Source organism: Kribbella sp. NPDC055110 (genome assembly GCF_053607525.1).
In genome coordinates this window covers 250,231-262,782 of the sequence record NZ_JBSGTS010000005.1, presented here as the reverse complement: position 1 = coordinate 262,782, position 12,552 = coordinate 250,231, and the positions used below count along the sequence as shown (strand labels likewise).

Here is a 12,552-nt window from a genome sequence, read left to right as displayed (position 1 = left end):
AACAGGGAGAGCTGCCATGGTCCGCCGCATCCTCATGCTCGTTGTCGTGCTCTTCGCGATCGGTGTCACGCCCGCACACGCCGGCGGGCCGACCAGCGTCCTGCTCAGCGCACCCCCGTCGGTTGTCGCCTTCGGCTACAACGACCCGCGGTACGACGAACTCTCGAGACTGACCGAGCTGACGAGATCCGAGCCGACCGACGGGCACCCCTCCGGCCGGTTCGTCCGCGCTACCTGGCTGATCCACGACATGTCCGTCTGGCGCATCGACATCATTTATCCGGACGCACCGGGCGGACCGTGGATCGCGACCGAGGACCTGATGTCCGGCACCAAACCCGCGAAGCCCACGTGGCACCGCGCCACCGACCCCGTGAAGCTCCTGAAGCTCCTCGGCGACCTCAAGCTGCTGAGCGGAGAGTTCTATGGCGGCCCGAGCCTGGACGACGGCTACGCGGTCGAGCAGTCCACACCAGAGCCGGCACCCGCACCTGCCGCACCGGCACCTGCTGCACCGGCACCTGCTGCACCGGTCCAGGCACAGGTGTCCACGACGTCCAGCGTCTTCACCGGGTGGCGCTGGATCATCCCCGGCGTACTCCTCGGAGCAGCAGTCACCGTCGTCGCCCTACGCCTGTTCCCGAAGCGCCGCTGGGAGCTGATCGACTAGCGCGCCGGTACGGTGGGCCCTTCCGGCAGCCGACCTAGGAGAACGCCTGTGGCCCTCCCAGCCCCCGTCCAGGACCTGTGCGACCACTTTCTGTCGCTCGCCGAGCGAGAGCTGCCCGCGGGGCTGCTGACCGGGCTGTATCTCCATGGTGGCGTGGTCTTCGACGAGTGGGCGCCGCAGGAGTCCGACGTCGACTTCCTCGCCACGCTCGCCCGCCGGCCGGAGCTCGCGGAGGTGGAGGCGCTGCAGGCCGTTCACGCGCAGATGGCGAAGTACTCCTCGATCCGGTTCGACGGGCCGCACCTGCTTGCCGCCGACCTGGCGTGCGACCCGCGCACGCTGCCGCCGGCGCCGGAGATGATCTCCACCAGGAAACTCGAGATCATCGCCTCGCCGTCGCGGATGATCACCTGGCACGAACTGGCCCAGGCCGGGATCACGGTCGCCGGTCCAGAGCTGTCCACGCTTCAGATCTGGACCGACAAGCAGGCGCTGCGCGAGTACACGGTGGGCAACCTCGACACCTACTGGCGCCGTAACGCCGAGGGTCTGACCCGGGCCACTACTGCCGACCTACCGACGGACGAGCGCACGCGTGACTATCTGCTGTCGCACTGCATCCTCGCCTCTGTGCGTCTGCAGCACCTCCTGATCACCGGCGAGATGACTGCGAAGTCGCGCGCCGGCCGCTGGGCGCTGACGTACTTCGACGAGCGCTGGCACCGGATCCTGGCCGAGGGTCTGCATCTGCGTGACGCCAGCGGGGAATCCGGGTACGCCGACCAGGCCGAGCTGCTCGCGGACACCCGGGACTTTCTGGCGTACGTCGTGGAGACCGCCACCGGCCGACCCGTGGTGCCGGCCAACGCCTGACAATCATCCAACCGGCTCGCGACGACGACCGCTTCGCGAGGTCGCGCGCGTGTTCGACCCGCGATGTCGGGATGTCAGCGATCCGGCCTGGACCCGGCCGGGTATCGCACGGCCTCATGGGTCGACGCGTCGATCGATTCGGTGGGTGCCGTCGGGATCGACGTGGAAGGTGAACCCGTGGGGCGTGGTCCACTCGAGTGTCTTGTAGTCGATCCGGTGCACGCGCCAGCCACGCGCATGAGTCTTCACCCGGTGCCCGAAGCGACCGAGAGGCGCAAGATTGGTGGTGCTGGTCTGGCCTGTGGGTCCGTGCGGGTCGTACGGCTCGATGTGATCGAGATCGATCGTGCTGGTGGTTTCCCGGTTGCCGTACGGAAACAGCTCGACCGGGTAGGTGAACCTGACGCGGTCACGGATCCGGGTCGGAATCTCATACGCATCAACACTCACGGCATCGTTCAGGTCGATCACCGGCTTCACCGTGTACGGCCCATACCCGATCACTTCGGCCAGTTGCGCCGCAAGCAACGGCCCGATCGTCTCGACCCGCAACACGCCGCTGCCGGTGGCCAGCGTGTGGTCGGTCAGATGCACAACCACCTCAGTCTGCCCCGGACGCACCTGTCCCGGACGTACCTGTCCCGCCCGCGCCGGTCCTGGACGCACCGGGCCCAGACATACCTGTCCCTTGGTCCCGCCGTCCGGTCGGGCTGGCGCATTGGGGCGCGTCAACTCACCTGGATCACCTGGACCGCCTGGACCGCCTGGACCGCCTGGACCGCCTGGGTCGTGCGGACTGTTGGGGGTGGCGGGGTGGGTGGGGTAGCTCGGGTTGGCGTAGGCGTCCTGCTTGATCTGTGCGAGCCGGGCGCGAAGTGCCCGCAGCGCGGCAGCATCCATCGCCGAACCCTCCCCGGGTTCGTTGCACGGGTCTGCAGCCGCGTCCGCGGCCTGGGCGGGTGTTCGCCGGTCGAACGGATCGGTCGGCGGGTCGGGGTCGTAGGGCGCGGAGGCTTCGAGCCACGGATCGTCCGGCGGACCCGAGGGCTCGACCAGATCGAGTCTGTCCGGCGGTTCGAGCGATGGGCTCGGCGCACTGGCCGGCGCGGCGGAAGCCGGCCGAGCGTCGGACTCCTGCAGTTCGAGCGAATCCTGTGGATCGGACGAGTCGTTTGGTTCGAGCCAATCCGCTGGTTCGGACGTGTCGTTTGGTTCGAGCGAGTCCGGTGGCTCGGGCGAGTTCTGTGGTTCGAGAGGGTCTGGTCGGCGTCGGGGGCCGGGAAGCGGCCGGTCGAGGACGCTTGCCTGCGGCCCATTCCCCGCGTTCTCACCAACTGGCACTACCGCGTCGTTCCGCGCCACCACGTCTTCCCGCACCACGTCGTTGTTGTCCTGCACCACTGCCTCGCTCGGCACCGGGTTGTCCTGCACCACCGCGTCGTCCCGCATCGCCGGGTTGTCCTGCACCACCGCGTCGTCCTGCACCACCGGGTTGTCCTGCACCACTGCCTCGTTCGGCACCGCATTGTCCTGCACCGCCGCGTTGTCCGGCGTCGCTGGGTTGTCGGGGGTTGTGGTGTTGCGGGGTTTGTGGTGGGTGGCGGGGTCGGGGTTGGTGGGGCTGGTTGCTGTGTCGCCTCGCAGTGCTGTTTCGATGTGGGTGCGGGCTTGGGCGAGGAGTTCTTGGGTGTAGCGGGGGTCGGCGTTGATCTCGAGGGCGTCGGCGCGGCGGTGCTGGACCGGGCGGGTGTCGCCGAGGGCTTTGAGGGCTTCGGCGATGTCGGTGATGGTCGCGTTCCAGCGGTTGACTGCGGCGGCGGCGGCTTTGATGTAGATGGTTTTGTTGCCGTGGGCGTCGCCGCGGCTGATGTAGACGCCGCGTTCGTCGGCGGCTTCGGTGGTTTCGTCGGCGGCGTGGGCGGGGTCGGCGTGTTTGCGGGCGGCGCGGGCGATTTTTTCGAGCCGGTGGGGGGAGATGGTGTCGATCACGGCGGCGATCTTGCGGTCGACGTAGGCGGCGGCGAGGCGGTCGAGTTTGGTGCAGGCGCGGACGATCTGGCGGGCCTTCCAGGGGGTGGCTTGGCCGGCCTGGATCGCGGTCCATGTGCGGGGGAAGCGGTGGCGGAGGGCGAGGGCGTCGGCGAGCAGGTCGTGGCCGACCCCGGCCGAGACGCCGATGACGAGGGCGAGTTCGGCGATCGCGAACTCGGCGATTTCGGGGCAGCCGTCGCCGCCGAGGATGACGGCGCGTTCGCGGCCGTCGGTGGCGCGGCGGGTGGGGCGGGGCTCGCAGGCCGAGGGGTGGTGGCGGTCGGCGTAGATCTGGGCGCATTCCAGTTGTCGCGCGTCGGCCTGGTTGGCGGTGGCGCGGCATTCCGCGGCGTTTTCCAGCAGGTCGCGGGTGGGGAGCGACTCCAGATCTTCCTCGAACATGTGTTTGATTCTACGGCAGTTGAGTGGGGGATCCAAGCCTCAGGATGCATGGATTCCCTTATCCACAAGGGGAAACGTCACACGCCAGCCATGCCGGAAACGGGTATGCCGTTCGAGATCGATCAGGACCTCCCCGTGACCGGCTGACGGCGGTGCCTGAAAGGCGGGCAGCCCTGGCCGGGGTAGGTGGGTCGGGATCCGAACCTAGATGTCCGCAGCCAGTTCGAACCCGCTGAACAGTCGTCCTCCGTACGCGGCAAGGATGTGGTCGACGGCAACCACCAGACGGTCGTCCGACGTCCGCACACCGTCCAGCAGCTTCACGGCGTGGTCGGTGCCGTGAGCAACGTCGTACGCCGTGACCTCGCGCAGCAGCCCCTTGCCGGTGCCGGACCAGTGGCCAGCGCCCGTCAGCAGCAGTCGCGCCGCCTCCTGCCACAACACCGACGCGATCGCCAGGCGCACGTCACCTTCTGCGGCTGACAGGTCTTCCAGCAGGTCCGTGACAATGTAGCGCAGCAGATCGAGTTCGTCCGGAGACAGAGGCTTCGGTCCGGCAGCCACCTCAGCCAGGCACTGCTCCTGCAGCTGCGCACCGGACCCGTCGGTGTCCACCAGTACGACGGACTCGCCGACGAGCCGCATCATGGTCGGCTGGCGGCGCAGCTGGTCCCTGTCGGCGAAGTAGCGCAGTGACTTCTCGGTGTGCACGAACAGCTCGACCGGCCAGCCGCCGTACTCGAGCGACTTCCTCCGTGGCGCCGGCGGTCCGTCCAGCAGCACCGTGATGTCCAGGTCGGACGTCGGACTCGCGTCACCGCGCACCACACTCCCGCCGAGCCAGGCGGCCCGGGCCTCCGGATACAGCTCCAGAACGAGTCGACGCGCCAAGTCCAACAGGGCTAGATCCATCAGGACAGTGTCAGCCACCGCAGCAGTTCGCGGTACGCATTTGTCGGCGGGATGTGGCCGCCCACGTAGTACTTGCGTTCGGCGTGCGGGATCGCGGCTGCCAGGTGGTCGGCGTACTTGCCGGCGCGCTCGTCAGCCGATCCGTGCCAGAGGCTGACAGGCACCCGGATGTCACCGAGTTCGAAGCCCCAGGGCCGAGCGAACGCGAGATGGTCGTCGATCCACCCGTCGTGGCTGGTGACGAAGGTCGCGGTCAGACGTGCGACTGCCTCAGGGTCCTCACGGGCTGGCGGACCGGGCGGCGAGCCGGGATCCGGTGGGAACTCCGGTCCGCCCTCCTCGACGGCGGTCATGATGCTGCGCGCTGTCTCCTCGAGCCCCGGTCGCAGGTCGCCGTGCACTGCCAGCCAGGAGGTGCGGTTCCGTCGTGGGTCCATCTGTTCCTCCGCCTCGGTCGGTTCGGGACCGTCGACGATCGGCGGCGCGTTGCTCCCAGTCACCGCGCAGCGGGTCACCCGATCCGGCAGCAGTGCCGCGCAGGCCAACGCGTGCGGACCGCCTCCGGAGCCGCCAGTGACCGCGAACCGTTCCCACCCGAGCGAGTCGGCAAGCGCGGCAGCATCAAAAGCCACCGAAGCCACGGTCCGGTCCGGTTGCCGCGTAGAACCGCCGTACCCGGGCCGGTCCGGCATCACCATCCGCACCCCGGACGACTCGATGGTCGCCAGCACCTCGGGACGTTTCCACCGCGTGCTCGGCGTACCTCCGAACGACATCACGGGTACGCCGTCATCCGCGCCGTACACGGCGTACAGGAGCACCCGGTCACTGATCCGCACCATGCCGTCCACCAGCGGAGCGTAACCGCCCGACAGCACCTACCCGAATCCACAGTTAACAACCTGACATTCTCGGGATTCGAGATGTGTTCGCCGTGGTGGGAGGATGCGGCCTAGGTTTTGTCGGCTGCAGCTTCGAACCTGTCGGGAGTGCTTGTGAGTTCCTCGGTCGCCGGGACCGTATCGCCCACCCGGCAGGCGATGCGCCGGTTGCGGCGTGACCGCAGTGCGCAGGTCGGTCTGGTCGTGGTCGGCCTGCTGATCGTGATCGCCGCCGCGGCGCCGTTGCTGGTGCGGCTGGCCGGCCAGGACGCGACGACGTACCACATCGACCTGCTCGATCCGGCGCGCGGCAATGCTCCCCGCGGCGCGGTCGGTGGCGCGAGCGGCAGCCATTGGTTCGGAGTGGAGCCGCTGACCGGCCGGGACCTGTTCTCGATCGTCGTTCTCGGTCTGCGTACGTCGCTGTTCATTGCGGTCGTCGTCACGCTGATCACGACCGTCGTCGGCACCCTCGCCGGAATCAGCGCGGCGTACTTCGGCGGCTGGTACGACGCAGTACTGTCGCGGCTGCTCGACTTCCTGTTCGGCTTCCCGCAGCTCGTCTTCATGATTGCCCTCGGCATCGTTGTGCCGGCGAAGTTCCCGCGCTGGCTGCTGCTGATCCTGGTGCTGAGCTTCTTCGGCTGGGCCGGCCTGGCCCGCCTGATCCGGAACCAGGCCCGTTCGCTGGTCGCCCGCGAGTTCGTCGAGGCGGCCCGCAGCGTCGGGTCGAGCGGCTGGATGGTGATCACCCGCGAGCTGCTGCCGAACCTGCTCGGTCCGGTGCTGGTGATCGCCACGCTCGCGATCCCCGGCTACATCGGCGCCGAGGCCGGCCTGTCCTTTCTCGGCGTCGGCGTCCCGCCGCCGACACCCAGTCTCGGCCGGTCGATCTCGGACTCGATCGCCTGGGTCTACACCGGCGCGGACCCGTGGTTCCTGCTGTTCCCGGGCGCGATGCTGTTCCTCGCGGTCCTCGGCTTCACGTTGCTCGGCGACGGCGTACGGGACGCGTTCGACGTCCGGCTGCGGAGGACGAACTGATGCCCGACCTCGTCTGGTTCCTGATCCGGCGTCTGTCCGCCGCGCTGCTCGTGATGCTCGCGCTGAGCCTCGCTGTCTACCTGATCTTCTACGCGATCCCCGCCGACCCGGCCCACCTGGCGTGCGGCAAGCCGTGTACGCCGGACCGCCTCGAGCAGGCGCGGCACTTCATGCAGTTCGACCAGAGCACCCTGCAGCAGTACCTGAACTTCCTGAAGGGCATCGTCGCCGGCCGCACATTCGGTGACGGTACGGCGGCTGTGCACTGCAACGCTCCGTGCTTCGGGTACTCGTTCCCGCTGGCTCGCCCGGTCACCACTCTGATCACGGACCGGCTGCCGATCACCGCGTCGATCGCGCTCGGCGCCGCGGTCCTCTGGCTGCTGATCGGCGTCTCGCTCGGGGTGATCGCCGCGCTGAACCGGGGCCGCATCCTCGACCGGTTGTCCGTCGGCGTCGCGCTGATCGGCGTCTCGACGCCGTCGTTCCTGCTCGGGCTGCTCGCGATCCTGGTGTTCGGGTTCTGGCTGAACATGGTCCCGGTCAACGGCTACATCCCGTTCACCGAGAGCCCGGTCGACTGGGCCTGGCACCTGATCACGCCCTGGATCGTGCTGGCGATCCTGCAAGCGGCGTCGTACATCCGGCTGACCAGGTCGCAGATGCTCGAGGAGCTCAACCTCGACTACATCACCACAGCCCGGGCGAAGGGCGCCGGTGAGGGGCGGGTGGTCCTGATCCACGGGCTGCGCGGCGTGCTGGTCCCGGTCGTCACGCTGTTCGGACTCGACCTCGGCGGTCTGCTCGGCGGGGCGATCCTGACCGAGAAGGTGTTCAGCATGCAGGGCCTCGGCGACCTGCTGATCAGCGCGGTCGGCCAGCTCGACGTGGCCGTGGTCGTCGGCGTGACGCTGTTCTCGGCGTTCCTGATCATCCTCGCGAACCTGGTGGTGGACATAGTGCACGGAGCGCTCGACCCGAGGGTGAGTCATGGCTGATCCAGTGCTGGAGGTCCATGACCTGAAGGTCACGTTCCGGACCGAGAACGGTTCGGTGCCGGCCGTCGACGGCATCGACTTCGCGGTCGCGCCCGGGCAGACGCTCGCGATCGTCGGCGAGTCCGGTTCCGGGAAGAGTGTCAGCTCGTCCGCGGTGATGGGCCTGCTGCCGTCGAACGCCGACGTCAGCGGCGAGGTGCTGCTCGACGGCCGCGAGCTGAACGGCCTGCCGAACGACGAGCTCCGCAAGATCCGCGGCAACGACATCGCGATGGTCTTCCAGGACGCCCTGTCCGCGCTGAACCCGTACTACTCGGTCGGCTGGCAGGTCGCCGAGGCGTACCGGCTGCATCACGACGTCTCGAAGAAGGTCGCGAGGCAGCGTGCGGTCGAGATGCTCGACAAGGTCGGCATCCCGGACGCGGCCCGCCGCGCGGAGAGCTACCCGCACGAGTTCTCCGGAGGAATGCGGCAGCGGGTCGTGATTGCTATGGCTCTGGTGAACGACCCGAGAGTGCTGATCGCGGACGAGCCGACGACCGCACTCGACGTCACCGTGCAGGCCCAGATCATGCGCCTGCTGGACGACGTCCAGGACGAGTTCGGTACGGCGCTGATCCTGATCTCGCACGACCTCGGAGTGGTCGCGGAGGTCGCGGACGACGTCCTGGTGATGTACGCCGGACGCGCGGCCGAGCGTGGCACCGTACGCGACCTGTTCTTCCGGGCGGCGCATCCGTACAGCCTCGGGTTGCTGGGGGCGATGCCGCGGGTCGACGTACCGCCGAAGCTGCGGCTGACCACGATCCCGGGCAGCCCGCCGTCGCCGGGGTCGATCACGACCGGATGCCCGTTCCAGCCGCGGTGTGCCTACACGCATCTGGTGGGGGAGCGGTGCATCACCGAGCGACCTGAGCTCACGCCGCGTCCTGGCGAGGGCGATCACGAAGCGGCTTGCCACCTGGGACGGAGGCCGGCGGATGTCTGAGGAGCTGCTGAACCTCAAGGACGTCAAGAAGTACTTCGGGTTGCGCGGCGTACCGTGGCAGAAGGCGCAGGCCGTGCGCGCGGTCGACGGCGTCAATCTCGTCGTACGCAAGGGTGAAACCCTCGGTCTCGTGGGTGAATCGGGCTCCGGCAAGTCCACGCTGGCCCGGGTCGCGACCCGGCTGCTCGACCCGACACAGGGCCGGGTCGAGATCGGCGGCAAGGACGTCACCACGCTGAAGGGCCGTCGGCTGCGCCCGATCCGCCGCCGGATCCAGATGGTCTTCCAGGACCCGCAGGCCTCGCTGAACCCGCGGCAGTCGGTGGCGACGATCTTGAGTACGCCGTTCCGCGCGCAAGGACTCCGCCCGACCCGGGCCCAGCTGGTCGAACTGCTCGAACAGGTCGGACTGGCCGAGGAGCACCTGGTGCGGTACCCGCACGAGTTCTCCGGCGGTCAACGCCAGCGGATCGGGATCGCGCGGGCGCTGTCGGTCAAACCCGATCTGCTGGTCTGCGACGAGCCGGTGTCCGCGCTGGACGTGTCGGTGCAGGCCCAGGTACTGAACCTGCTCGCCGACCTGCGCGACGAGCTCGGTCTGTCGTACGTGCTGGTCGCCCACGACCTCGCCGTCGTCCGTCAGGTCGCCGACCGGATCGCCGTGATGTACCTCGGCACGATCGTCGAAGAAGGCCCGGCGGCGCAGGTGTACGAGTCGCCGGCACACCCGTACACGAAGGCGTTGCTGTCCGCCGTACCCGTGCCCGAGCCGGGTGTCTCGCGTGATCGCATCGTGCTGACGGGCGACGTACCGACTCCCATCAACCCGCCGTCCGGATGCCCGTTCCGGACCCGCTGTTACAAGGCCGAGGACGTCTGCGCAACGAAACGACCAGTGCTCGAACCCGTCCACGGGAAATCCGAACACCGGGCCGCCTGCTACTTCCCTGAGCCCCCCACCTCTGAGAGGACACAATGAAACGCATATCCCGAGCGGTCGCGCTAGCGGCCGTGCTGGCACTCGCGGCGGCCGCCTGCAACGCCAACGACAAGTCCGGCACGACCGGTGGCAGTACTGCGGCCGCAGAGCAGGGCGGAACCCTCCACTTCCTTAGCACGGCCAAGGAAGTCAGCTACGACCCGGCCAAGAGCCAGAACCTGGGCATCAGCGGCATCCACCTGGTGCTGCGCGGCCTGACGTCGTGGAAGACCGACCCGAGCAAGCCGACCGAGCTGGTCCCGGACCTGGCCACCGACACCGGCCAGGTCACCGACGGAGGCAAGACCTGGACCTACAAACTGAAGTCCGGTCTCAAGTACTCCGACGGTTCGCCGATCGTTGCCGCTGACATCAAGTACGGCGTCGAGCGGTCGTTCGCGCCGGAGCTGTCCGGCGGTCTGGGCTACCACAAGACGCTGCTGGCCGGCGCCGAGAAGTACACCGGCCCGTACAAGGGCGGCGAGCTGGCCTCGATCGAGACGCCGGACGACACCACGATCGTCTTCAAGCTGAACAAGCCGTACGGCGACTGGCCGTGGATCGTCAGCATGCCGGCGTTCTCGCCGGTGCCGAAGAAGGCCGACACCGACCCGGCGCACTACGGCGAGAAGCCGATGGCCAGCGGCCCGTACCAGGTGGAGTCGTACACCCCGGGCTCGAAGCTGGTCCTGACGCGGAACCCGAACTGGGACAAGTCGACCGACCCGGCCCGGACCGGTCTGCCGGACTCGATCGTGACCGACATGGGCCTGGAGCCCAATGTGGTCAACCAGCGGCTGATCGCCGATGCCGGCGACGACAAGTTCGCCGCCACCACCGGTGTCTCGGTGCCGGCCGCGCTGATCCCGACCGTCAACGGCAACCCGGCCGTCAAAGCTCGGGTGGCGACGTCGCCGTCCGGCGCGCTCGAGTACCTGGCGATGAACACCAAGCGCCCGGCGCTGGCCAATCCCGCGGTCCGCAAGGCGATCGAGTACGCCGTCGACAAGCAGGCAGTCCAGGTCGCCGAGGGCGGTCCGGACTACGGCGGGGAGATCGCTTCGACGCTGATCACGCCAGGCATCGACGGGTACAACAAGTACGACCTGTACGAGGCGCCGCCGGCCGGTGACCCGGCGAAGGCCAAGCAGATGCTGACCGCGGCGGGCGTCAGCAACCTGAACCTGGTGCTGGCCGCCGACAACACGACCGGTCTCGGCGTGGCGCAGGCGATCCAGCAGGGTCTGAAGCGGGCCGGGATCACCGTCACCATCAAGCCGCTGGACAGTGAGCCGCTGTCCGACTTGATCACCGGCAACAAGCCGGACTTCGACCTGACCGTCTCAAGCTGGCTGCCGGACTTCCCGAGCGCGATCGGCAACATCCAGCCGCTCTTTGGCACGTCGGAGATCGGCAACGGCGGGTACAACATCTCCCGCTACTCCAACCCGGCAGTGGACACCGCGATCAACGCTGCGACGTCCGAGCCGGACCGGACGAAGGCGGCCGGGCTATGGGCCGCGCTGGACAAGCAGATCATGGCCGACGCGCCGATCGTGCCGCTGATCTACGCACGCAACGCGTTCCTGCACGGGTCGAAGGTCCAGAACTTCTACCTGTCCTCCTACCCGCCGTACGCGAACACGCTGATTGTCGGCCTCAGCAAGTAGCTCAGGTCCGTCCTTCGGACTCCTGAGCGTCGAAGAGGGTCGGCTGGGTCTCGGCATCGAGTCCCCAGTCGGCCCTCATCACGGTGTAGCCGGCCTTCTGAGCGGCGGCGATCACCTTGACGTCGTCGTCCACAAGCACCGCGACCGGGCGCTGCTCGGCGAGGCGTTTGAGCCGGCCGAGTTTCATCAGCATCGACGGGCGGCGGTCGGTGTTGCCGCGCATGTAGACCTTGCCGGCCGGGAAGCCGTTGTCCTTCAGCCACTGCTCGGTGATCCGCCGGGTGCGCTCCGGGCGGCCGGTCAGGTAGACGATCTCGTGGTCCGCGGCCAGGGTCGTCGCGACCGCGAGGCCCTCTTCGAGGACGGCGTCGTCCTTGGCGTGCTCGAAGAACGAGTCCCAGTCCTTCGGCTTCCGCTCGATGAACTGGATCCGCTTACTGGTGTCGGACAAGGTCGCGTCGATGTCCAGTACGGCGTACGGTCGCTCGTCACTCATGCGCCCCAGCTTCCCAGGTCGCGCGGTCGACGGCGTACAGGACCTCGCCGAACTCGGTTCCGGGCAGCGGATCGTCGAAGTGTTCGTGGAACACCTTCTCGAACCGCAGCCCAGACCGCCGCATGACGGCCCGCGAGCGGTGGTTGACCGCCATCGTGTCCGCCTCCACCCGCTCCATCCCGAGCTCGGTGAACGCGTGTGCGATCAGCGCCCGGGTGCCCTCGGTCGCATACCCCTTGCCCCAGGCGGACCGCTTCAGCCGGTACCCGACGCCCACGGTCCGCGGGTCCGCCGTCGGCTGCATCCCGAACCACCCGACGAAACCATCAGCATCCTCGGCCTTGAACGTCCCGAGCTGCGGATGCTCGGCGTACACCTTCAGAATCTCCGGCAGTACGACGCTCTCGACCTCGTCCCGCGGCGTCGCCTGCCCGGTCAGGAACCGCATTACCTCGGGATCCGAGTCCAACTCGAGCAGCAACTCGGCGTCGCCCGCCCCGAACCGCCCCAACCGCAAGTGCTCCGTCGTGAGATACACATCCACGCCCGGATAGTAGGCGAGGACTGTCCGGAGTGTGGGCGGTGTGGGGGTTTGGGGGTGTTGGGTT

At 68.3% G+C, this 12,552-nt stretch carries 12 protein-coding genes; 7 read left to right on the top strand and 5 right to left on the bottom strand.

Going from position 1 to position 12,552, the window contains the following annotated elements; all coding sequences use genetic code 11:
• The first annotated feature begins 16 nt into the window (after window positions 1–16).
• Together ACWF0M_RS11025 and ACWF0M_RS11020 are read left to right on the top strand one after the other, a co-directional pair.
• Window positions 17–670, top strand: coding sequence for a hypothetical protein (locus tag ACWF0M_RS11025; protein WP_452235445.1), 654 nt, complete (start codon window positions 17–19; stop codon window positions 668–670).
• Window positions 671–718: 48 nt separating this feature from the next.
• Window positions 719–1,543, top strand: a complete 825-nt coding sequence (locus ACWF0M_RS11020; protein ID WP_452235444.1) for a hypothetical protein — start codon at window positions 719–721, stop codon at window positions 1,541–1,543.
• Window positions 1,544–1,657: 114 nt separating this feature from the next.
• Here ACWF0M_RS11020 and ACWF0M_RS11015 read toward each other — a convergent pair whose 3' ends face one another.
• From ACWF0M_RS11015 to ACWF0M_RS11005, 3 genes are all read right to left on the bottom strand, one after another.
• Window positions 1,658–4,012: a hypothetical protein gene (locus tag ACWF0M_RS11015; protein WP_452235443.1), complete on the bottom strand. Its 2,355-nt coding sequence runs from the start codon at window positions 4,010–4,012 to the stop codon at window positions 1,658–1,660.
• Window positions 4,013–4,180: 168 nt separating this feature from the next.
• Window positions 4,181–4,888 (bottom strand): nucleotidyltransferase domain-containing protein, encoded by a 708-nt coding sequence (locus ACWF0M_RS11010; RefSeq protein WP_452235442.1) that lies wholly within the window; start codon window positions 4,886–4,888, stop codon window positions 4,181–4,183.
• Window positions 4,888–5,730 (bottom strand): alpha/beta fold hydrolase, encoded by an 843-nt coding sequence (locus tag ACWF0M_RS11005; RefSeq protein ID WP_452235535.1) that lies wholly within the window; start codon window positions 5,728–5,730, stop codon window positions 4,888–4,890. The genes ACWF0M_RS11010 and ACWF0M_RS11005 overlap by 1 nt, the downstream gene beginning before the upstream one ends.
• Before the next feature lie 153 nt (window positions 5,731–5,883).
• On the opposite strand from ACWF0M_RS11005, the gene ACWF0M_RS11000 reads away from it, so the two are divergent.
• The 5 genes from ACWF0M_RS11000 to ACWF0M_RS10980 are packed head-to-tail and all read left to right on the top strand — an operon-like array spanning window position 5,884 to window position 11,448.
• On the top strand, window positions 5,884–6,813 hold the full coding sequence (locus ACWF0M_RS11000; protein WP_452235441.1) for an ABC transporter permease: 930 nt from the start codon (window positions 5,884–5,886) through the stop codon (window positions 6,811–6,813).
• The gene (locus ACWF0M_RS10995; protein ID WP_452235440.1) at window positions 6,813–7,811 is read left to right on the top strand and encodes an ABC transporter permease; all 999 of its coding nucleotides are present in this window, start codon (window positions 6,813–6,815) and stop codon (window positions 7,809–7,811) included. Before ACWF0M_RS11000 ends, ACWF0M_RS10995 begins: the two co-directional genes overlap by 1 nt.
• Window positions 7,804–8,799 carry an ABC transporter ATP-binding protein gene (locus tag ACWF0M_RS10990; RefSeq protein ID WP_452235439.1) on the top strand — a complete coding sequence of 332 codons (996 nt, stop codon included), beginning with the start codon at window positions 7,804–7,806 and terminating at the stop codon, window positions 8,797–8,799. Before ACWF0M_RS10995 ends, ACWF0M_RS10990 begins: the two co-directional genes overlap by 8 nt.
• Entirely contained in the window at window positions 8,792–9,778 is a 987-nt protein-coding gene (locus ACWF0M_RS10985) for an ABC transporter ATP-binding protein (protein ID WP_452235438.1), read from the top strand. Before ACWF0M_RS10990 ends, ACWF0M_RS10985 begins: the two co-directional genes overlap by 8 nt.
• Window positions 9,775–11,448 carry an ABC transporter substrate-binding protein gene (locus tag ACWF0M_RS10980; protein WP_452235437.1) on the top strand — a complete coding sequence of 558 codons (1,674 nt, stop codon included), beginning with the start codon at window positions 9,775–9,777 and terminating at the stop codon, window positions 11,446–11,448. The genes ACWF0M_RS10985 and ACWF0M_RS10980 overlap by 4 nt, the downstream gene beginning before the upstream one ends.
• Before the next feature lies 1 nt (window position 11,449).
• Here ACWF0M_RS10980 and ACWF0M_RS10975 read toward each other — a convergent pair whose 3' ends face one another.
• Together ACWF0M_RS10975 and ACWF0M_RS10970 are read right to left on the bottom strand one after the other, a co-directional pair.
• A complete protein-coding gene (locus ACWF0M_RS10975; RefSeq protein WP_452235436.1) occupies window positions 11,450–11,944 on the bottom strand; it encodes a phosphatase domain-containing protein in 495 nt (164 codons plus the stop codon).
• Window positions 11,937–12,488 carry a GNAT family N-acetyltransferase gene (locus ACWF0M_RS10970; RefSeq protein WP_452235435.1) on the bottom strand — a complete coding sequence of 184 codons (552 nt, stop codon included), beginning with the start codon at window positions 12,486–12,488 and terminating at the stop codon, window positions 11,937–11,939. The genes ACWF0M_RS10975 and ACWF0M_RS10970 overlap by 8 nt, the downstream gene beginning before the upstream one ends.
• Window positions 12,489–12,552: the final 64 nt, after the last annotated feature.